This window comes from Nostoc sp. DedSLP03, from assembly GCF_034530815.1.
In the GTDB taxonomy this organism is placed as follows: domain Bacteria; phylum Cyanobacteriota; class Cyanobacteriia; order Cyanobacteriales; family Nostocaceae; genus Nostoc.
Genome location: NZ_JAVRCK010000027.1, coordinates 67,396 through 90,782, shown reverse-complemented (window position 1 = coordinate 90,782; position 23,387 = coordinate 67,396). Strand labels below are relative to the sequence as shown.

The window sequence follows — 23,387 nt, the reverse complement described above, 5'->3', positions numbered from 1 at the left end:
CGTTAATGAAGCTCACAACTCCATTAATGAGGCTTTGAACTCCGTTAATGAAGCTCAGAACTCCATTAATGAGTCTTTGATACTCGTGGAAGCATAATCTAGAACTCCACTCCTTTGTTCCTGCCCCCTGCCCCTTAAACTATGACTTCCGCAGAAAAAGATCCTAAATTTGAAAATTTATTGGTTTATCTCAGACAAAGCCGGGGATTTGATTTTACAGGCTATAAGCGCTCGACTTTGATACGTCGAGTACTCAAGCGGATGCAGTCATTAGGTATAGAAAATTTTGAAGAGTATCAAGACTATCTAGAAGTTTATCCAGAAGAATTTAATTATCTTTTCAATACGATTTTAATTAACGTCACCGCTTTTTTCCGAGATTCATCAGCTTGGGAAGAGATAGCAGAGCAAATACTGCCTAATTTGATTAACAATAAAAATGCATCCGAGCAAATCCGCATCTGGAGCGCTGGCTGTGCTTCTGGGGAAGAAGCTTATACCCTGGCAATGTTGATGGCCCAAATATTGGGAGCAGAGGAATTTCGCCAACGAGTGAAAATCTACGCCACAGATGTAGATGAAGATGCTCTCAACCAGGCTAGGCAAGCCGTGTATTCAGTAAAAGATGTCCAATCTATACCAGATGAACTGCGGCAGAAATACTTTGAACTTGTTGGAAACCGCTATGTTTTCCGCCAAGACTTGCGCCGCTCAGTGATTTTTGGTCGCCACGATTTGCTTCAAGATGCACCCATTTCGCGCTTAGATTTATTAGTCAGCCGCAATACATTAATGTATTTTAATTCTGAGACTCAAGGGCGAATTTTAGCCCGGTTTCATTTTGCATTAAATGATAATGGCTATCTGTTTTTAGGAAAAGCAGAGATGCTATTGATGCATTCTAATTTGTTTACGCCGCTGGACTTAAAAAACCGAATATTTACTAAACTATCGACGATGAATTTACGCGATCGCCTCTTAGTTATGGCAAATCACGCAGATGACGAATCTAGCAACCGTTTGGCTCGAAATCTCCGATTGCGAGATATGGGTTTTGACACAACTCCCATCGCCCAAATAGTTATTGATACCAATGGCACTCTGGTAATGGTGAACGAGCAAGCGCGGACTTTGTTCTCGCTTTTCCCCAAAGATTTAGCTCGTCCCTTCCAGGATTTAGAACTTTCTTATCGACCAGTTGAATTGCGATCGCTAATTGAACGGGCTTATACCGAACGCCGCCCTGTGAGCCTAACAAATGTAGAGCGCTATATATCTAACATAGAAATTCAATATCTAGATGTACAAATTACGCCTTTACAAGAAACAGATAACAGCTTTTTAGGAGTCAGTATTTCCTTTCATGATGTCACCCGTTATATTCAACTCCAAGATGCCTTGAAACGTTCCCAACAAGAATTAGAAACTACCAACGAAGAATTACAATCTACCAATGAAGAGTTAGAAACTACCAACGAAGAATTACAATCTACCAATGAAGAGTTAGAAACTACCAACGAAGAACTCCAATCTACCAATGAAGAATTGGAGACAATGAATGAAGAACTTCAATCTACTAATGAAGAATTACAGACAATTAATAGCGAACTGAGCGAGCGCACCACAGAACTTAATCGCACAAATATTTGTCTCATTTCTATTCTCAAAAGTCTGCAAACAGGAGTAGTGGTAATTGACAGCAGCTTTAATATCTCTATTTGGAATTACATGGTAGAAGATTTATGGGGCTTGCGAACTGATGAAGTGCTCGGCAAGTCTATTTTTAGCTTAGATATTGGGCTACCCGTCGAGCAGTTGCGATCGCCTATTCGCGAATCCCTATCCGGGAGAAAGCAGTTTCAAGAAACGATCCTCGATGCTACCAATCGTCGGGGTAGGCAAATAAAATGTTACCTGGCAATTACTCCGCTGTTTGGCATTGAAATGCAAGGAGCAGTTTTGATGATGGTAGATGTAGAGAAAGTCAGCAGTATGATTTCTATTCAAGAAATAGAGAAACGGCAGCAGCAGGAATGAGGGAGGTAGGGGAGTAATGAGTAATGAGTAATGAGTAATGAGTTGGGGCAGGGGGCAGGTGGTCACTGAGCGTAGCCGAAGTGGGAGCAGGGAAGGTAGGGAGAAAAGAACTTGATTTTCTGACGATAAATCTTGCAAAGTTTCTTTGGTGGACTAATAGTTTAAACTATTGAAAAATCCAAAATCCAAAATTGATTGACTCTGTGCTTACTCAGTTAACGACTATCAACGCCCTGAAACAGCCCACTAGTTCTGCTTGGTTAGAACAAGCGATCGCTAATTTAGATATCATCTTACTCGACCACTCGCACTGCGAACGCAAAGCAGCAGGCGTAGCCTTAAACATGATGTTTCGCTACCCTTCCAATACTAAAATGGTTCGGGAGTTAACTGCGATCGCCCGCGAAGAACTAGAACATTTTGAACTAGTCAACCAATGGTTAGAACGCCGGAATATTCCCCTAGCTCCTCTACCACCGCCTCCTTACGGTGCTGGTTTAAAATCTCAAGTACGCCCCAAAGAACCTGAGCGATTTTTGGATTCTTTACTAGTCACTGGTTTAATTGAAGCTCGCTCTCACGAACGCCTGGGACTATTAGCTGCTCACTGTCCAGAGCCAGAGTTAGCAAAATTTTATCGTGGGCTAATGGCATCCGAAGCGCGTCACTACGGTATATATTGGGTTTTAGCTGCTACTTATTTCGACAAAGAAATTGTTATGCAGCGACTTGATGAATTAGCAATTGTCGAAAGCGAGTTGCTGGCGACTTTGCACCCAGAACCTAGAATTCACAGTTAGTAGACTAACCCAACAGATATGAAGCTTCAGCTAACACACCTGAGACTGCTTGTCTCCAACTACAAAGATTCTTTTCTGTTCTACCGGGATCTGCTGAAATTTGATGTCGATTGGGGCGATGAAAATAGCGGATATGCTGAGTTTAATACCGGATATCTCAAGCTGGGTTTGTTCAAAAAAGAATTAATGGCTGAAGTAGTCCCAAGAATTGAACAGCCTTCATACGTTGTCAATCGAGATAAAATAGTCTTGATTTTGGCAGTGGATAATGTGGATGAGGTCTATGAGCAAGTAAAGGCTCAAAATGCGCTCGTTGTGACTCAACCACAAGATCGCCCAAGCTGGGGAATCCGCACAGCTCATTTGCGCGATCCCGATGGCAATCTGATCGAAATCTACAACAATCTCGGAATTATCAGTTAAAAGTTCCTGCCAACAACGTTATAAAGTAATTAATCATGAATTAGCATGATACAGAAATGGCTTTCTATTGTTGGCATTGGGGAAGATGGATTACAGGGGTTAAGCGCGATCGCTCTTTCTTTACTCGATCGAGCGGAAGTAATTGTGGGAGGCGATCGCCATTTAGCAATGCTTCCTACAGACGATCGACGTGAGAAACTAGTCTGGACATCTCCCATTAGTGCTTCAGTAGAGGAAATCATTCAGCGCCGGGGTCAGTCAATCTGCGTACTCGCAAGCGGCGATCCGATGTGTTACGGCATTGGTGTCACCTTAGCGCGGCGAATTCCCGTCTCTGAAATGACGATTATCCCCGCACCTTCAGCCTTCAGCCTCGCCTGTGCCAGGGTGGGATGGTCTTTGACTGAGGTAGAAACCTTGAGTTTGAATGGTCGTCCATCCTCCCTACTCCAGTCTTACATTTATCCGGGAGCGCGACTGTTGATTTTGAGTGAGGGTAAAGACACTCCAGCGATCGTTGCTCAAATTTTGACAAATCGCGGCTATGGTGGCAGTAAAATCACCGTATTGGAGCGTATGGGCGGCGCTCATGAAAGAATTGTAGAAGGCACGGCTGCATCCTGGAGTGAAACCGAAGTTGCGGCTTTGAATGCGATCGCAGTTAATTGTATTGCTGATACTGGGGTTATCCCATTACCAAGATTACCAGGATTGCCAGATAACGCCTACCACCACGATGGACAGTTAACGAAGCGTGAAGTTAGGGCAATCACCCTAGCAGCTTTAGCACCGACACCGGGAGAATTATTGTGGGATGTAGGCGCGGGTTGCGGCTCAATTTCAATTGAATGGATGCGGAGTAATGCGCGATGTCGAGCGATCGCGATCGAACAAAACTCGTCTAGACTACTGTATATTGCTGACAACGCTGCCACTCTCGGTACTCCAAATCTGCAAATCATTGAAGGTAAAGCGCCCCACACCCTGAAAGATTTGCCAGCACCAGACGCCATTTTTATTGGTGGTGGGGTGACAGCAACGGGACTTTTTGATGTTTGCTGGGAAGCACTGCGGCCGGGTGGACGTTTAGTGGCCAATGTTGTCACAGTAGAAGGTGAGCAAACTTTATTTCAATGGTATGAACGAGTCGGTGGCAATTTAACTCGTATTGCCATTCAGCGAGCGGAACCTATTGGTAAATTTTTAGGTTGGCGAGCAATGGCGGCTGTGACGCAATGGGTAGTAGTGAAGTCTTAAAAATTTAATGGTTAATGTATGAGTGCGTAGACGTTTCGTCTTGTCGCAGACATCGCTTTTGTAATTTGGTGATAACTTACGTAATTCTTGTTTTTTTTATACGCAGTATATTTTGCCAAATGTATCTTGCTGTCAAAACTATGAACAATTGTGAGTAGATTCTCTACCTTTAGATACAGCGAAATGAATATCTGTCTGCGGTTAAAATGTCTAATATTTATGTGCGATCGCAGCATTTTTAAATTTTTGCTTTTTGTATCAACTAAACATAAATAGCCATTCATTACCCGTTAATACACTGATCTTCTTATAGCTCAGTTACCTACAATCAGCTGCTAATTGGTGATTAATAATCTTAATTTATAGCAGCTTACAAAATTACATGACTCACTGATAGTAGCTACTATGCTCTGGGTATACTAAACCAGAGAAAGAAAATTATCATAACTAGACGCAATGTTAGTAGAATCAGATAAAATATTTCCTATACTTGGCTATCGCATTATTAAGCAATTATATTCAGGTAAAAAAACCTTAGTTTATCGAGCCATCAGAGAAAAAGATCGGCAATCAGTTATTTTAAAATTGATGCGTAATGAAGATCCTAATTTTGCTGAAATTAATCAGTTTCACAATCAATATGCCATTACCCAAAATCTTGAAATCTCAGGCATAGTCAAGCCAATAAATCTAGAAAAATATCACAATAGGTATGTGATAGTAATGGAAGATTTTGGTGGTATTGCCCTTAATTTCTGGCAGCAAGAAGAGCAGAAAAAAGGAAATTATTCTGTTTCATTAAGTGAGTTTTTTGATATTGCCATTGAAATTAGTGCAACTTTAGAACAATTACATCGCCATCGCATAATTCACAAAGATATCAAACCCGCTAACATTTTGATTCATCCGATAACAGGTAAGACTAAAATCATCGATTTTAGTATTGCAACTCTATTACCAAAAGAAATTCAATTTCTTACAAATCCCAACGTCCTAGAAGGTACTCTAGCTTACATTTCCCCTGAACAAACAGGACGCATGAATCGAGGTATAGACTACCGTACCGACTTTTATTCCTTGGGTATCACTTTCTTTGAACTCCTGACAGGGCAGTTACCATTTAATACTACTGAACCGATGGAGTTAGTCTACTCTCACATTGCCAAAGAGCCGCCAAAAGCTAGTCATATTAACTTTAATATTCCCACAATTTTATCTGATATTATCAGCAAGCTGATGGCAAAAAATGCCGAAGACCGATATCAGAGCGCTCATGGACTCAGATATGACTTGGAGAAATGTCAAAACCAATGGCAAGAGAAACAAAATATTACAGCCTTTGAATTAGGAAGTCGGGATATCTCAAATCATTTTGCCATTCCTGAAAAACTTTATGGTCGTCAAAGAGAGATTGAAATTCTCCTCACTACTTTTGACCGAGTGACAAAGGGAAGCACGGAAATGATTTTAGTCTCTGGTTACTCAGGGATTGGTAAAACTGCTGTGGTTAATGAAGTCCACAAACCCATTGCTAGACAGCGTAGTTACTTCATCAAAGGGAAGTTTGACCAATTCCAGCGTGACATTCCGTTATCAGGATTAGTGCAAGCTTTGCGAGATTTAATTAGTCAAATACTCTCTGAAACAGACGCCCAAATTCAACAGTGGAAAACCAAAATTTTATCGGCATTGAGTACGCAATCTCAAGTAATCATTAATGTAATTCCTGAACTGGAAATAATTATTGGCAAACAACCCCCATCTGCTGAACTTACTGGTAGCGCCGCTCAAAATCGTTTCAATTTATTGTTCCAGAGATTTATCCAGGTCTTCACTACGAAAGATCATCCTCTAGTCATTTTTCTAGATGATTTGCAATGGGCAGATACGGCTTCTTTGAAATTTATTCAACTATTAATGGATGGAACTTCTTCTCACCTTGCTAAGGATACAGAGAAAATATATGAAAGTCAAGGTAGTTTGCTACTAATTGGTGCCTATAGAGATAATGAAGTTTCAAATCTACATCCTTTACATTTAACACTGCAAGAAATTGCCAAAGTTGGAGGAGTAATTAATACATTTAAACTCTTACCTTTAAGTCAAGTTGATTTAAATCATTTGATTGCCGATACGCTACGTTGTCCAGAAGTCATGGCTGTACCTCTGACTCAAATGGTGTTTTTCAAAACTAAAGGCAACCCATTTTTCACATCTCAATTTCTTAAATTATTATATGATGATGGACTAATCGAATTAAATTTTGATGCTGGGCATTGGAACTATGATATTACCAAAATTAAAACGTTATCTTTTACAGATGATGTAGTAGAGTTTATGGGAATACAAATAGGAAAGTTGCCCCAGAATGTACAAAATGTATTAAAAATATCTGCTTGCATTGGTAATGAGTTTGACTTAAAAACATTATCACTTGTTAATGAAAAATCTGTAATAGATACTGCATCTGATTTATGGCAAGCATTACTTGAAGGACTAATTATACTTCAGAAAGATAGTTATAATTTGGCACCAGAAAATGATAGAAAACTATTAAGCTTTTCAAGTAGAGAATCAGAAAATTTCTCAGCAACTAATTCCCAACTTCCCAGATATAAATTCGTACATGATAGAGTTCAGCAAGCAGCTTATTCTTTAATTCCCAAAGACCAAATCAAGCAAATGCACTTAAAAATTGGTCTGCTTCTCTTGAAAAATACTCCATTTGCCGAACGGGAAGAAAATATTTTTGAGCTTGTCAATCATTTGAATATTGCAGCTGAGTTTATCACCCATCAAGCTAAACGTAATGAGTTAGCTGAAATGAATCTAATTGCTGGACGTAAAGCTTTAGTATCAACAGCTTATTCATCGGCATTTAAGTATTTAACTACTGGAATTGAGCTACTAGCAAATGATAGTTGGGAGATAAAATATGAGCTAACTCTAGCTTTGTATGAAATAGCAACAGAAGCAGCATACTTGGCTGGTGACTTTGAGCAGATGGAGAAATTGGCAGAGGTGGTATTAGTAAGAGCTAAAACACTCTTAGAAAAAGTGAAAGTCTATGAAGTAAAAATTCAGGCTTATGGCGCACAGAGTCAAGCACTAGAAGCTGTTAATCTTGCACTAGCATTTTTAAAATCATTGGGGGTAGACTTTCCCTTTAATGCTCAGCAGTCTGATGTTCAAATAGCATTAGCAGAAACAGCATCGCATCTAAGCGGCAGGAGTATTGAAGATTTAATTAACTTACCCCAAATGACGGACTCTCGGTCATTAGTAGTGATACGTATATTATCTAATATAACTGCTTTTACCTACACAGTTGTTCCCACATTGTTTCCATTAATAGTTCTGAATCAGATTAACTTATCAATTAAATATGGCAATGCATCTTTATCTGCATTTGTGTATGTTGCTTATGGGATTATATTATGCAGTGTAGTGGGAGATATTGAGTCTGGCTATCGATTTGGCAAACTGGCTGAAAGTATGTTGACCAAATTCCAAGCTCAAGAAGTTATGTTGAAGGTAATTCAAACATATAATCAACTCATCAAACCCTGGAAAGAACATGTTAGAAATACATTAAAACCTTTGATAGAAGTTTACTCTAACAATTTAGAAACAGGAGATTTAGAATTTGGAGCTTATTGTCTTTATACGTACTCCTATTATGCATATTTTATTGGTAAGGAATTAGTTCCTCTTGAGCAGGAAATGGCAACCCATAGCAATGCTATAAAACAAATAAAGCAAGAGCGAGTTTTTCATTGGAATGAGATATATCGGCAGATGGTATTGAATTTGTTAGGTTCCTCAGAAAATTATTGCTGTTTAATTGGTGAGGCATATAATGAGAAAATAATGTTACCGATTCATATAGCAGCTAATGATGGAGTTGCAATTATTGGCTTATTTATTTGTAAACTGCAACTATGTTACCTGTTTACAGATTATTCCCAAGCACTTGAAAATTCTATGAAGGCAGAACAGTATTTATATGCTGGTCTAGGAATGATCCTCAGTGCTCAATTCTATTTTTATGATTCATTAGTACAGCTTGCTTTATACCCTGATGTAGATGAAGATAAACAACAAAAAATTATAAAAAAAGTTATAGAAAATCAGGAAAAAATAGCACATTGGGCACATCATGCTCCAATGAATTATTTACATAAATTTTATTTAGTTGAGGCAGAACGTCATCGAGTTCTTGGTCAATATCTTGAAGCGATAGATAATTACGAGAACGCTATTTCCCTTAGCAAAGAAAATGAGTACATTAACGATGAAGCTCTGGCTTGTGAATTAACGGGTATATTTTATCTCAAATGGGGTAAACAAAGAATCGCCCAATTATACCTCACTGATGCCTATTATTGCTATGTTCGCTGGGGAGCATTAGCCAAAGTTGATGATTTGCAAAAACGCTATCCTCAATTACTTCTCCCGATGATTCAGCAAGAGGAACCTAGCTATTCTTACAGTGAAAAGAATCTACCTGAACTGAGTCTACACCTATCTACACTTAGCAATAAATCTACTTTGGTGACGAATGAAACTGTCATTGGCTCCAACACTAGTATTTCAGATATGCTAGATTTGGGAACTGTCATTAAAGCTTCTCAAGCAGTATCTGGAGAAATTGAACTAGAGGCACTTCTTTCTACTTTAATAGAAGTTGTGATGGAGAATGCAGGAGCTTCTAAATGTGTGCTGATATTGAGTGAAGCTAATAACTTAGACTTAACTATTGCGGCAATTAGTTCTGCTTCCACTTTTAGAGATACTCACACAGAGTTTTTATCTATTCCTTTGGAGTCTAGCGATATTGTTCCTATTTCTCTGATTAATTATGTCAAACGGACACAAGAAATATTAGTAATTGATGACATTACAGATAAAGCTTCTTTTGCGATAGATAGTTATATTAACCGTGAGAAACCAAAAAGCATATTATGTATTCCAATGCTTAATCAAGGTAAATTGCTGGGGCTGATCTATCTAGAAAATAATTTAACTACAGGAGCATTTACACGCGATCGCCTAGAAGTTCTCAAACTCTTAACTATCCAAGCTGCAATCTCTTTAGAAAATGCCATTCTCTACAATAATTTGGCTGAGGCGAATGAGCAATTGGAGGAATATAGCCATATACTAGAGGAAAAAGTGATAGTAAGAACAACAGAATTGAACGAAAAAAATCAGCATTTACAAGAAGCTTTAGAAGAATTACAAAGTACCCAAAGTAAATTAATTCAAAGTGAAAAAATGTCTTCGTTAGGGCAAATGGTGGCGGGAATTGCCCATGAAATTAATAACCCTATCAATTTTATTCATGGTAATATAACTCACGCAAGTGATTATGTTCAACAATTACTAGATTTGATTAATATTTATCAGCAACAATATCCCCATCCCTCAGCAATTGTGGAGCAAAAAATCGAGGAAATGGATGTAGAATTTCTGACAGAAGACCTCCCAAGGGTTCTCGACTCGATGAAGGTGGGAAGTTCCCGTATCCGAAATATTATTCTGAGCTTACGTAACTTCTCTCGTCTAGATGAATCGGAAATGAAGCCTGTCAATATCCATGAAGGCATCGACAGTACCCTAATGATTTTACAGCACCGACTCAAAGAAAATAATAATCGCGCGGAAATTGAGGTATTTAAAGAATACGCACAACTGCCAAATGTTATTTGCTATGCTGGTCAACTCAACCAAGTGTTTATGAATATTTTAAGTAATGCGATCGATGCTTTAGAGGACTGCAACAATGGAGAAGATTCTCCAAGGAAAAATCCTCAGATTCGTATTCGTACTGAACTAGGAGAAGTAAATACATTGAAGATTCGGATTGCTGATAACGGTTATGGAATGACTGCACAGGTGCAGCAAAAAATATTCGATCCATTTTTTACTACTAAGGCAGTAGGAAGTGGTACGGGGTTGGGGTTGTCGATTAGTTATCAAGTGGTAGTGGACAAACATAAAGGTCAGTTAAGCTGTGAATCAACTCCGGGAGAGGGGACTGAGTTTGTGATTGAGATTCCAATGCAACAGTAAAAGAAGCTGTTAATACTGAAAAATTTAGATTCTTTAGTACTCAGCACTCTTCATAATATAGTTTGGTTTAGAACTTTATCGAACCGTATTATGGAGATATCAAGGAACGCTTGTTAACTCTACACTAGCCGCGATCGCAGAATCATTAAGAGATGGCTGTTGTTTTGCCTGTAATTCCTGTCGGAGATTCTTATAGGCAGATGGATCTGCTGGCATCATCAACTCTCCAAGCAGGTTTCCTGGTTTGCGGCGGGTGCCAAGACCCATATCCTGAAGTAACTCATCAATGTAATGGAATGTAAAAGGAGTTACACAAGCTCCACTGACGAAAGCATAAGGTCTATCTTTCTTCCTCCATTCCAATTCTGCTGTTACATCCTCTAACATCTGTTGCGGGGATGGTAAGGGTATATTTCCTTTGACATACTCTGATAACCACCTAGCACCAATTTCTGCTGATAACTGGGCACAGAAAGTATAGTTATAACCAACAAAACCCATCTGGGGAATATGAGGGTGAATGAGATGGCGGTAAAGATGGATAGTGCCTTCCTCATCAAATACGTGTCTGCGGTACTTCTCTTCTAAAAAAGGGATATCCTGAAGAAACCCTGTGCCAAAGACAACAATATCTGCCTGTATTTGTTCGCCGTTATCCAATTCCACGCCACTAGCAAAAAACTTGTTGATTTTTGTCTTCACAGGACGAATTTTACCTGTGCGTACATACTCAAAAAAGCCTTCAGGCACCAAGCCGACACTACAACCAATCAATTTGTTCATCGGCTGTTTGGGCACCATCCCACAAGCATCAAGGGGAAACTGTAAGCGCAGGATAATCTCATTTAGCCGCCAGAATGCCCACACTAGTGGCTTGCCAAAACTATGCAGCCACTTTTCCCATCCTTGAAGTTTATGATAGGGCATCCAAGTTTCTGCAAACCGAGTCAGGAAAATATACTTGATGTTGAACAAACCGAGAAAGAAGTTGGGAAATTTCCACAACGCTTGACGGAACACAAGGGTACATTCCTTAGCCTTGTTAGCTGCAAAATTCGCTAAATCAGTGGCTGATTTGCCAAAACCGACAACAACCACTCGCTTGCCCTCAATTACAGAGCCGTCATTAAAGTTGTTAGTATGTATTACCTCACCTCCGGCAGCAATAAACTCTTCCATCCCTGGCAAGTTAGGAATGTAGGGAATATCATAAAGACCATTGCATACAATCACAAAGTCGAACTCGTAATTTTGTTTTTTGATCTCCTTACCATCTTTTTGAAAGCTAACACTAACCTTCCATCCAGGAGTATTTCCTGATTTGCGCTCCACTTTAGTTACTTTTGCACCGAACTGAATTTTTTCTGTGACACCAAAGTGTTGGGCATAGGATTCAAGGTAAGCGCATATTTGCTCTCCTGAAGGCCATTCTGGATAAGAGGCAGGCATAGGATAGTCTGAGAAAGCATAGGTGTCTCTGGGGTTTTGGAGCGACAATCCTGGGTAATTTCTCGACCTTTCCCACACACCACCAAGTCCCTGCCGCTTCTCGAACAATGTAACCTCGTAACCTTCTTCAAGAAATGTCTTGGCTGAGACTAATCCGCTTACTCCTGCCCCAATCACGCATATTTGTTTCGCTGTCATCTTGGGTTCTCTGCAATTATTATCGGGCTTACGCAAGAATATATGCAGTAGGGGCAATTTATGAATTGCCCTAAGAAGAAAATCAAAGTTTTGACTATTGTTTGCGTAAGTCCTATATTAAATTAAATTGGTACAGGAATTTGATATGCGCTATCGTTAACTGATGAAGTAGGTAAATGATTGTCGCTGAGGTATTCTGACTGTTCTTGAGACTTGATTACATAAGTTAAGTATTCATATTGAGAGGGCAGATTTTTGCTCAGGTAATTAGCTTTTTCCTTAATTGCCTTAAATTTAGCTAGCGCCTTCTCGTCGTCAAGATGCTCCAGCAGAGGTAAACTACCTTCAGGCTTATGATTGAGTCCAAGTAACATTACAGAATAAGAGTATGTCTCGAAGCCATGAAAATATGGATTGATATTCTTTTTATTTGGTAATCTGCTTCTCCACAACTTTAACTTTTCTTGCAGTTCTGTAGGAACTTTAATTTCTTGCTTAGTTGCTTGCCAAAACTTTGTATCTGCTCGATCGCTAGCACGGTAATGGAGTACCAAAAAGTCCCGAACACCATCTAGACAGTTAGCGATCGCTCTATTATAGTTGCGGATCAACTCTTCATTGAACGACTTGCCTGGAAAGTGATTGACTAACTCTTCAATTCCATGCTGAATAAAAAATATGCCAGTAGATTCCAATGGTTCAACAAAGCCACTGGAAAGCCCTATTGCTACACAATTTTTCACCCATGAGTTTCTGTTACGTCCAATCCGCATCTGGATATGAGAGGCTTTGCAATTATCAGCAACATTTCCTAAATACTGTCGAAATTCTTGTTCTGCTTCCTGTGCAGAGATGAAGGCGCTGGAATAAACATACCCTGTACCATCTCTACCATACAAAGGTATATTCCAGACCCAACCTGATGAGAGAGCAGTTGCAGTTGTGTAAGGGTTGATGCCATTTTTCTGAATATCGCTTGGTATCTGTATGGCGATCGCGCGATCGCACAGTAGCGACTCTGAATAAGAAATGAATGGCTCACCAAGAGCTTTGTTAATCAAAAGACCACGGAAACCAGTACAATCAATGAAAAGGTCTCCACTGATAATGCCATGCTCGTTAGTATTGAGACTATCTATGCTTCCATCCTCGGTTAAATTTACATCTACCACATCATCAACAATTTGTTTTACGCCCCTCTGTATTGAATAATCTTTCAAGAATCTAGCAATTAGATTTGCATCAAAATGGTAGGCGTAAGGATATTGTCCTTCAGCATCAGCAAGTGTGATGAGATTTTTTTCAGAAAAATGTTTCTCTGAGAATAAATGTTCTACTCTATCATCAAAGATTTTGCCATTAAGATATCTCGGAGACCTTTGGCGATCGCATAGCGTCGGTGCCATGAAGCAGGAATAATCAAATGCCTCATTGGCACTCTTAAGTTTTAACCACCATTCAGAGATACTGAATCCATCAATAAAATCAAATCTTTCAAAAGGGTGGTAAAAGTGTCTCCGATCGGAATTCCAATCAACAAATTTAATCCCCATTTTATAAGTAGCATTGCATTTTGGCATCCATTCATACTCTTGTAATCCTAGAAAATCAAAAAATGACTTGATACTACTAAAAGTTGCTTCGCCAACTCCAATTTTTGTAATATTAGAAGATTCTACCAAGGTAATCTGAACATTTTTTTTCAAGGCTTTGCTCAAATAAGCTGCCGTCATCCAACCTGCTGAACCACCACCGACAATTACAACATTTTGTACGTGCTGTGACATAGTAAAATTTCTCCTTCCGGCTTGAATTAGGTATTAATTTTCAATTTCAATAAATTTGCTGATTAATTTATGCAGTTTTCAATGGTTGCTCAATTTTATGGTTTTTGGCATATACCAAAAGACCATTTGTAAATTGGGTAAAAACTGTAAATAAGTTTTCAATCAGTTCAAAAGCTTCTTGTTGGGCTGCTTCTGATAGTTGAATATCTTGTAACAATTGCTCTATTCCAGATGAACCTGTCATGTGACCAGTTTCAACATCCAAATGGAAATCTGCAAAATATCGGCATGGTTTTTGGGTAATTGCTTTAATTTCTTTGCCAATCTCTGCTGCTATGGAAAACATTATATTACCTGTTGCTTCGGTAACTTCAATGACTATTAGTTTTTGAATAGGGGTAGCTTGCAAAGTATATCGATAGAGTTGATAGCTCAACCAGCGAGCATTCTGAGTTTCTTCACTCCAAAGAAATTTCAATGCATCACTAAATTGCAAGGTTTTGTCAAATTCTAGATTCTTCAAATCTTCCAGAAACCATAGCCAATGATGATCGTCTTCATAAGTATGTTTGTTAATTAATGTCTGAATTGGATCGTTTGTTGGTTCTACTCGTAAAAAATACTTATTCAGTTCTCCAAAATTCATAATAAAATGAGCAGCACATGGTGCCCAAGCTAACCTTTGTCTGGGATTTATACTTTTCTCTTGCATAAAATTAAACAATGGCACTTGAGCAAATTCTTGTTTTTTTTGTTCAATCAATGCTAGTACTTGTTGCATTTTTAATTGTGCTGATTTTCAATGTTTAATATTCAAGCAGAAATAACTTTCCGACTTTGTTGTGGGAAGGGTAATCTGCTCAAGCTTTGGTTGTTAAATTCTCCAAGCTTTTTTGATAATCATTAGCTCAAAACCCACTATTTGAATAGCAAATAATGTCTAATTTGTGATATTGCAGATTTAGTTAAAAGTGTGTAGATAATTGGTCTTTGAACACACGATCAATCCCGCCTCTATATCAGGGTTTTAGATGTATTGTGTTATATCGTATTGAGGCTAACGCTAAATTGTAACCAGCTAATTTACTGTTATTGATTTTTACTTTAACTTCAATATCTCTATGTAATAAGTGCAGCTTTTACGTAAGTACACTTGTTAAGAAAGAGTCTTATATGAGCGTTTCCTGCGCTCATAAAAACCAAATCGGCTGGTTAGGCCTTCTACCTTAGCTAAAATTTGAGTATATACTTGGAAATATTTTTAGACTTATTGTAGCTAAAGATAGTATAAATAATTACTTTGTATCCTCAAGTATTAATGTAGAATTAGCAGTACGCCCAAATTCTTCTGGCGCATATTGCAGATGAACTTCTGCACCAGTTCAAGAAAATGTCCCAGGTGTCACAGAACGGAATAAGTAATGCAAGCTATAAACTCCTGGTTCCAGGTGGTCGGCGTAGGCGATAATGCTTTGTAAACATTCTCTATAACTGATATAAGTTCAGCTTTATGACTAAATATTTATATCTTGCAAGAATTCACAAGAAAAAAGCGATCGCCTACTCTTCTCTCAGTAGCAAGAATGCGATCGCTCTTTTTACAAAAGCTTATATAGTTTTGATAGTAAAGTATTCAGTACCATCTTCATCAATACTACGCAATAATTCTTTGGCTAAGTTTGACTATTGATCTACCGTCAGATTCCTCAACTTTTCTTCATCAAAAGTAAGCCCATGACGTTCTAAATATGGGCGCAAATTTATTTGAATGAATAAATCTTTTAGTTCTTGGGCAATTTCTTGGGGTGGATTTCCTGATAATGCGATCGCAATTAAACGTTCTGCTGCTTGAAATTCACCACAGTCTATTGCAAGAGTCGCAGCACTACGATGCAATACTGAACGAGTTGGTTCGGCATCAAGTTGATTGGCCATCAGTGCAGCAGCTTGAGATTCTTTTTCAAAAGCTTGTCGAGAAACTTGACTAGCTTGCTTTAAGTCTCCTCTAAGTTTAGCAGTAAAAGCTGCTTCGGCTAAATCCATCGCTTGTTTATGCAACTCCTGAATCTGACTCATTTTTCCACAATAAAAGATAGGGGTCTGCTAAATTCAACAACAATAACGAGAAGTGCTATATAAGGTGGGTGATTTGAAGAGTAAGATTGACTGGCAATTGCCAGTCACTGGGGAAGGTAGACTGAAGTTGTGTTAAGCAATTAGGGGTTAAACTATGGTTTGGAAAATAACTCCCGAAGAATTGTTGGAGCGTTACGCTGACGGGGAACGTAACTTTGCTGGAATTGAATTGGTTTATTCTGGCTGGCCTTCCTCCAGTTCCAAGTATAGTAGTCCAGGGATTGATCTTGACGGTGTGGTTTTGCGAGATATCAACTTGCGAGGAGCTTACTTCCCTTATGTCTACCTGACTGGAGTCGATCTGACTGGAGCCGATTTGGGAGGAATTTTCATGCGTGGTTGTAATTTGGTTGAAGGGATAATTCGTGATGCCAATTTGCGTGCTGCTAATTTGAAGCAAAGTGGCTTCTTCGATGCTGATTTGCGGGGAACTGACTTGGATTACATGAACGCCTGTGGTGCTGGATTTCGTGGAGTTCAAATCGGTTCTTTCGAGCGTGCTATTCTCGCTTATACTGACTTTGAAGGTGCCCATATCAGTAGCAATTTGATCTGTCGAGGTCAGAATTTGATTTGGCACACCACTATGCCCGATGGAAATGTTGTTGAAGGTCCACAGTGGGGGAATGGTCGTGATGCCAGATGAGGATAATTCTTCATCAGTTGCAGTAATTAGAGAAGCCGATAAGGTATCAAGTTGTGATACTGTTTAAGACTCAATATTTATATCTTGCAAGAATTCACAAGAAAAGAGCGATCCCCTTTTGTTATCTCAGTAGCGGTAGGCTGAATGCTTTTGTTACAAAAGCTCATATGTCAATCGTAGATATTCTCCCGACGCAAAGCCTCATCAGGCAAGCCTGGACTGTTAGCTGAATGACTTGCAGCCCACCTCCTCCACTTTGCTGCTTTCTCTTCTGGAGACAATACGCGTGAACGTTCAGGACGCAAAATCAGTACATCTCCCTGAACTTCTAAGCTGTAAAATGTCCCAGGTTGTAGTTTTCCCAACACCTCAGATGGTAAATACAAATCGCCATGTTCGTTGACTTTGAGAATATGTGTCACTGCCTCGATCTCCCATAGGCTTTGAACATTTATAGATTCCCTTTCTTACATCTTAAGTTGTCACGACTTATCCTCAACCACCAATGTAGACTCAGCAGTACGCCCAAATTCTTCTGGCGCATATTGCAAGTGAACTTGGGCACCAGGCCAAGAAAAAGTACCAGGTGTCACAGAACGGACTAAGTAATGCAAGCTATAAACTCCTGGTTCCAGGTGGTCGGCGTAAGCGATAATGCGATCGCGGTACACATTCTTAAACCCAAGTTCCCAGCTATCGGCTTTTGCTTGTAATGCAGCTGTAGCAGTTTGAAAACTCGCATCCACCGCCTCAAAACCTGATGGTAGCGGATCTTTTATCACCAGATGATCCACAGAACGATCGGCAATGATTTCTAAACCAATATCAAACACCTGTCCAGAGGCTAAAGTCAAGGGTTTATCGAAAGCATAAAGACCTGTTTTTTGCAAAACTTTCTCTTTATTTACTTGACTAATTTCTCGTGTTATGCGTAGTCCGTTAAATCTGCCTGGTTGATTACCTTGCAAGCGATAATTATAAGCAACCAGATAGTGTAAAGTGCCATTACCTGATTTTTGTAGCGTTAAATCATTACGCCCGCGAGGTAATTTATTCATCGGCACATTTAGCTGTAAGCTGGGATTTTGATAGCCGTTAAACTGATTTTCTCCTAACTTATTACCAGCTAATTCCACTGTGGCAACAAAATTAGGTGGCGTGGGTTGCAGTTGACTATAATCTACCAAAGCTGTTAAAGCTTGGGCATTATTATAGTTGGTTTGCCACGTACCATCCCGTCGCAATGCCAGAAGACTTTGGAATAATTTATCTATAACTTCGGGTTTACTTTGTTTGGCAATAAATAAGCGTAAAGCTTGCGCTTGCGTCGTAGTAGATGAACTCATCCATCCCCAACTAGTTGGTAAACTTACAACTGCTGTGCGACCAGTTTCATAGATATTCTGTTGCAGCTTGTTTACTAATTGTTGAGATTCATCTTGCCATTCTGGGAATTGAGATAAGTATCGCGCTAGTTTAATTTGAGTTGCTATATCAAAATTATTGCGCTGTTCATAAATATCTGCGAGAAAAGTATTGCGTTTGTCTCCTAATTCTGCTAAAGAGATTAAAGCATTAAGTTGCAGTTGCCTTTTACAGAGTAGTTGTTTGCAAAAGTCGTATTCTCCGGAGTTTGCTAGAACTTTTTGTAAATAAGCTTTCAGGCGAGACACCATTGCAGAATCGACTAAATTAGGGAACACCTGACTAGCTTTAGCCAAAGATTCACCTGTATAGGAAGAAACCCAAGGGTCGGATTTTTCTTGTCCGGGGAAAGCAGCAAAACCACCATCAGCTATTTGGAGTTTTGGTAATTTTTCAATTGCTTGACTTGCCTGTTGGCTAGGATTAAATTCTGTAAATGTCTGACCATATTTCTGTGCAATAATTTGCAAATTAGCAGCAATTATTAATTGACTCGCCGCCGGTTCTGTAAATGGTAAATCATCATCTTCTACAGCCTGTTTTGCTGGTGCTTTAATTTCTGGAATCAAAGTACTCGCCAACTGAATATCTAAACCTCCCGCATCAGGGAAGGTATTTTTATCAACATTCAGGGGAATCTTCACCTGTTTTTCAGTGACGCTAGATTCAACGACTTGTTCTGTAATTTCAATTGGCTTAATTTCCAAGGGTACTTCAAAAGCATCTGCGGCTGTACCATTTAGCTGAGTCGTAAAGCGAACTTTACCAGTTCCCACACTATCCGCCAGCATGGGAAAACGATAAGCATGAGTTGCGGATTCAGCTTTGGTTTGCAAAGAAGTCGCTGTGGGGTTTTTATCAGCAAACTTCACATTATCGCTAAGTTCGCCATTTATTGAGAGATTCCCTGTATTCCCAGTGTTGTTAGTTACGGATAAACCGGCGAGAATGCGATCGCCTGGACGAGCAAATTGTGGCAAGATGGCATTAGTTAGCAGTGGCTTGGTGCTGATGAACGTCGCCTCCCCATTCCCGAAACGCAGATTTCCATCAGTGGCCACAGCCATCACTCGCCATGTAGTTAAGTCATCCGGGAGTTTAAAGGTTATCTGTGCGTTCCCATTTGCATCGGTAAGGACAGAACCGTTGTAGTAAGCTAAGGCTTGAAAATCGGTGCGAGTGCGAGTATTGGCTGCACCAGTGGAGAAACCACCGCCATAACCCCAACCTTTGGGTTTAGCTACATCTTGTGCTTGTAATATGACATCTGGTCGATTATCGCTAAAGCGCGTAGAAATTGGCTGTTCTGCATAAACTGTATCTACCAAATTTGGCGGACGATAACCAGAAAGTTGTAACACCGCCTCGTTTACCACCATGACTGTAAACTGTCCTTGGGTGGGGTTTCCTTGATTGTCTTTCAGTTCTAGTTGTACTGTTTCTTTTGCGCCAGGTTCTAATGATGCTTGCACTGGTTTAACTTGCAGTTTTAAATACTTATCCTCTAAATTAACTTTAAAAGGTGTAAAACCAATCTTCACCAAGTTTTCTAAACTTCCCGCTTCCACTTGGTTAATGGGTTTACCTTGTCTGACTAATACAGCTTCAATCGCTGCATTTGGCAGCATTTCTGGCGTAACTTGAAACTGAATTTGGGGCGTGCCTCCCTGAACTTTGATAATCTGCTGATAAAGGGGTTTATCTTTAATCACAGCAAAGTACAATTCTGCATCTGCATAGGGAGATTGAATTAGTGCAGTAGCAGTTTCACCAGGTTTAAACTCTTTTTTATCTAATTTAACTTCTAAAACATCTTCTTCTCTAGAACCCCAAAATACTGGATTTTCTCCAGTTGCCCAAATTTGGAAATCTGTGGCACTTAATTCACCTTTAGCATCGCTAAAATTAACTCTAATCCGATATGAAGCGGATTCTGGTGCTGTTAAATTTACCGATTGTGGATTACTCGCAGATGTAATTTCAGCTTGTGCTACTGTTTTATATTCAACTTGATTTTTTGGAGTTCGGCTACCTTCTACCAATTGGGTAACGCTGCTATATTTAATCTGTTGTAATTCCACCCGTACCCGTTGACCTGTGATTGGTTTTCCTGTAGGGTCAGTAACAATCACTTCAACAGGAAAAGCCTTACCAGCATCAGCGATGAAATTACTTTTTAATCCAATCAGGCGATTACTTGGTAAAGCTGTAAATGTTTTGGAATTCGCTACCGACAAATTAGAAACATCTGCAACTTGCACATCTACTTGGTAAGTCATCGGATATGGTAAATCATTAGCCACATTTACAGTTTGACTACTTTTACCATTAGCATCTAGTTGGGCATTAGTTTGTAATACATCAGTAGATATAGTAGGGTTTTCCTCCGGCCATAACCATTGCCTACCAAAAGTAAATCCCTCCCAACCTTTAGGAACAAAATCAGCCTGCTGGCGAGTAATAAAATATTTTGCTTCTCCATCTTCTACAGGCGCACCAAACAAATAATTGCTTGTAGCATTAATATTAACTTTCTCGTCAATGTATGCAAATTCTTTATCTAAGTTAAGTTCGACTTTAAAGTTGGGTGGCTTAAACTCAGCTACCCGAAATTCTCCAGAAATTTCTTGTCCATTTTTACCTTTCGCCTGGATTGTATAGTAGCCTAAGCGCTGAGTAGTTTTGATTGGCAACTCCAGAGAAAAACTGCCAAATTCATTTGTGGTTTGCGTACCTAAGCTAGTTTTTTGTCCATCGGGATTTACCAAAGTTAATTGGTAAGCAGCATTTTTATCTTGCTGAATTACACCATTTTGTAAATAGTCTGCAAAACCAGTCAACCAGGCCTTTTCGCCTGGTTGATATAACTGTCTATCCGAGAAAATTACCCCGCGTGATTCTGGCTTCTTATCTTGCCAACCCGCATCAATACCGTAGCCATAAACACCGCTATATTCTTCAGTTCTAGCAAATGCCCAATCTTGATTTTCACGGGCAATTACTAATAACTGTGGTGATTTACTAGAGCTTTCATTGCCAGAATAACATTTCTGTAATCCTTCACGAACAATTCTAAAAATTCCATTGTTATCAGTTTTACCTGTTGCACAAGGTACTGGTTCGGGGCGAGATTTTGCTTGTAATTTTGATTGATAAATTTCAACAGCAGCCGCTTGAACTGGCGAACCATCTGTAAGATGATTGACACGAATTAACCCTGACTCAGGAAACCACTGAGTAAATACGCCCAAATTTGTTAATTCAACCATGCCATAAGTCGTAGGTTCGCGCCACAGTTCCTTGCCATTCTCCTGATATTTATTCGTGCGGGCTTGGACTCCATAAGCTAACATGCCCGTAGTAGAATTTATTTTTTCCCGCAGAGGAACAGCAATATCAACTGATTGATTTTTCTTACCCGATACCTTAAAGCTTTGCCATTCAGCAGGTTGTGGTAATAAATCATTACTATTATTAAAATAAACTAAATCTGTCGGTTGGATTACTCGATAAGCTGCTTTATATTTAGATTCTGGCAAATTTCCCGTACTAATATTTAGCTGTAAATCTTTACTTATAGGGAAAATATTCAAATCTGATGGTACCCAAATATCCCCAGCTAAATCTCCAGTATCATATTTAAGGGTGACAGGTTTACCCAAAGTTTGCCCAAACTTATCTTTGAGATTTTCGCCGATAGTAATTGTATAAGTCTTGGCAGGTTCTAGCGCATAAGGATTAATCCCGACAATTTTATCTTCATCATTAACTTCCAAAATTCTCGAAATTTCTTTTGGTGCTGGATTAATAGTAATGTTTTCTTTAGCTGAATCTGCTAATAAAATGTTATTAAATTCAAGCTGCGGGCTGCCTTTAACAAATCGTCCAAATGTTCCGCCTGAATCCGGCTGTCCGTAATAGTTAATTTTCTGAAATGCTAAAGGCGAATAAGTTGCTAATTTACTGGCAAATTCTTTCTCTGTCGCTAGATTGCCATAAGCAGGACGTATTCCGGGAGAAAATACCAGGCGATAACTAGTTGCTTTTTCTAGATTTTGCTGTGAGATCAGATTATAAATCCAATTGCGTGCTGAAGGGTCAAATTTTTCTAAAGGATCTTCTTCATTTTTTAATGGTTTTTCTTCTTTGTTTAATTCAACTTTAAAACCTATACCCTTCTTTTGACCTTTGGGAATTAGTTGTAAATGTTCTTGTACAGAAGCTAAATCCAATTCTACATTAGAAGTAAACTGTAATTTTTGTTGTAAATCAATTGGTTCGATATCAGCTTTCTCTATAGGATTGACACCGGGTAAATTAGTTATTTTAATGGATTCAGTGTTGAAAGTCCAAGGTAAATCTTTTTCTAGACGATGATTTTTTAAATCGGCTAAACCTGCTTTGAGAGTGACTTGAAATCTTGTCGCTATTGGTAATGCTTTTTCAGCTTGGAATCCCACCATACGTGGTGTTAAAAAGCGAAATTGACCGGGTAAAGGCGGCCAAAGAGCAAATTTTTGTAATAATTTTTGCTGTTCTGGACTATCAAGACTTTCAACTGGGATTAAAGCTTCTTTAAAACGGATGCGGATTTGATTGAGGGGTTTTGCATCTCCAATGGGACTTATTTGTTCAATCCAGTCTGGTAATTGTGGTGGTGTGAGTGGGGATACTGCTGGAAGTTGTTCTTTACTTGAATTGATACCAAAGAAATTACATCCTGTCATCGCTAGCATGAATGTGAAGAGAAGAATAAATTGTATTTTTCTCTTCTGGCGTGAAAAATGACTAATTTTTTTTAACAAACCGCTAAGGACGCTAAGAAAGAGATAGAGAATTTTACGATAAGAACTGAGTAAAAATTTGATAATCATATTTTTTAGTAATTTAAAATAAAAAATTCACAAATTATAGCAAGCAAAAGTTTGCATTACCTGATTTACTTGGTAATGACAAGATTAATAAAGGATGCAGACGACTATTTTTTACTCAGACTTTGGATTTAACTATGTTTATTTACATAGATAACCAATCTAGTGTAATTGTTCCAAAAAATCACTACAATTCTTAACTAATTAATAAGTATTTAACTTCTGCAAATATTAATTTACATCTGCTAAGTGATTTCAAATAAATTATTAAGGATTTGACATA

General features: G+C 38.9%; 13 protein-coding genes and 1 pseudogene. 7 read left to right on the top strand and 7 right to left on the bottom strand.

The window, feature by feature from the left end:
• Positions 1-141 precede the first annotated feature (141 nt).
• The 5 genes from RM368_RS15320 to RM368_RS15300 all read left to right on the top strand — a co-directional run bounded on the left by RM368_RS15320 (position 142) and on the right by RM368_RS15300 (position 10,592).
• Positions 142-2,037, top strand: coding sequence for a CheR family methyltransferase (locus tag RM368_RS15320; RefSeq protein WP_322694841.1), 1,896 nt, complete (start codon positions 142-144; stop codon positions 2,035-2,037).
• Positions 2,038-2,240: 203 nt separating this feature from the next.
• Complete coding sequence (locus RM368_RS15315) at positions 2,241-2,837, top strand: tRNA-(ms[2]io[6]A)-hydroxylase (RefSeq protein WP_322694840.1); 597 nt, start codon at positions 2,241-2,243, stop codon at positions 2,835-2,837.
• A gap of 18 nt (positions 2,838-2,855) precedes the next feature.
• Positions 2,856-3,260 carry a VOC family protein gene (locus RM368_RS15310; RefSeq protein ID WP_322694839.1) on the top strand — a complete coding sequence of 135 codons (405 nt, stop codon included), beginning with the start codon at positions 2,856-2,858 and terminating at the stop codon, positions 3,258-3,260.
• A 45-nt stretch (positions 3,261-3,305) separates the two neighbouring features.
• A complete protein-coding gene (gene cbiE, locus RM368_RS15305) occupies positions 3,306-4,517 on the top strand; it encodes a precorrin-6y C5,15-methyltransferase (decarboxylating) subunit CbiE (protein ID WP_322694838.1) in 1,212 nt (403 codons plus the stop codon).
• Between the two features lie 456 nt (positions 4,518-4,973).
• Positions 4,974-10,592, top strand: coding sequence for an AAA family ATPase (locus tag RM368_RS15300; protein ID WP_322694837.1), 5,619 nt, complete (start codon positions 4,974-4,976; stop codon positions 10,590-10,592).
• 99 nt (positions 10,593-10,691) lie between these two features.
• Here the strand turns inward: RM368_RS15300 and RM368_RS15295 are convergent, their stop codons facing one another.
• The 4 genes and pseudogenes from RM368_RS15295 to RM368_RS38755 form a co-directional block, all read right to left on the bottom strand.
• A complete protein-coding gene (locus RM368_RS15295) occupies positions 10,692-12,239 on the bottom strand; it encodes a flavin-containing monooxygenase (RefSeq protein WP_322694836.1) in 1,548 nt (515 codons plus the stop codon).
• 122 nt (positions 12,240-12,361) lie between these two features.
• On the bottom strand, positions 12,362-14,026 hold the full coding sequence (locus RM368_RS15290; RefSeq protein ID WP_322694835.1) for a tryptophan halogenase family protein: 1,665 nt from the start codon (positions 14,024-14,026) through the stop codon (positions 12,362-12,364).
• A 67-nt stretch (positions 14,027-14,093) separates the two neighbouring features.
• Positions 14,094-14,807, bottom strand: a complete 714-nt coding sequence (locus RM368_RS15285) for a hypothetical protein (RefSeq protein ID WP_322694834.1) — start codon at positions 14,805-14,807, stop codon at positions 14,094-14,096.
• Positions 14,808-15,321: 514 nt separating this feature from the next.
• Positions 15,322-15,522 (bottom strand): annotated as a pseudogene (locus tag RM368_RS38755) (hypothetical protein).
• Between the two features lie 14 nt (positions 15,523-15,536).
• On the opposite strand from RM368_RS38755, the gene RM368_RS15280 reads away from it, so the two are divergent.
• Complete coding sequence (locus RM368_RS15280) at positions 15,537-15,716, top strand: hypothetical protein (RefSeq protein ID WP_322694833.1); 180 nt, start codon at positions 15,537-15,539, stop codon at positions 15,714-15,716.
• On the opposite strand, the gene RM368_RS15275 is transcribed toward RM368_RS15280, so the two are convergent.
• Positions 15,710-16,102, bottom strand: a complete 393-nt coding sequence (locus tag RM368_RS15275; protein ID WP_322694832.1) for a hypothetical protein — start codon at positions 16,100-16,102, stop codon at positions 15,710-15,712. The two genes, RM368_RS15280 and RM368_RS15275, sit on opposite strands and share 7 nt — an antisense overlap.
• Positions 16,103-16,256: 154 nt before the next feature.
• On the opposite strand from RM368_RS15275, the gene RM368_RS15270 reads away from it, so the two are divergent.
• Positions 16,257-16,808 carry a pentapeptide repeat-containing protein gene (locus tag RM368_RS15270; RefSeq protein ID WP_322694831.1) on the top strand — a complete coding sequence of 184 codons (552 nt, stop codon included), beginning with the start codon at positions 16,257-16,259 and terminating at the stop codon, positions 16,806-16,808.
• Between the two features lie 170 nt (positions 16,809-16,978).
• On the opposite strand, the gene RM368_RS15265 is transcribed toward RM368_RS15270, so the two are convergent.
• Both RM368_RS15265 and RM368_RS15260 read right to left on the bottom strand, forming a co-directional pair.
• The gene (locus RM368_RS15265) at positions 16,979-17,230 is read right to left on the bottom strand and encodes a hypothetical protein (protein ID WP_322694830.1); all 252 of its coding nucleotides are present in this window, start codon (positions 17,228-17,230) and stop codon (positions 16,979-16,981) included.
• A gap of 60 nt (positions 17,231-17,290) precedes the next feature.
• Complete coding sequence (locus RM368_RS15260; RefSeq protein ID WP_322694829.1) at positions 17,291-22,969, bottom strand: alpha-2-macroglobulin; 5,679 nt, start codon at positions 22,967-22,969, stop codon at positions 17,291-17,293.
• Positions 22,970-23,387 lie beyond the last annotated feature (418 nt).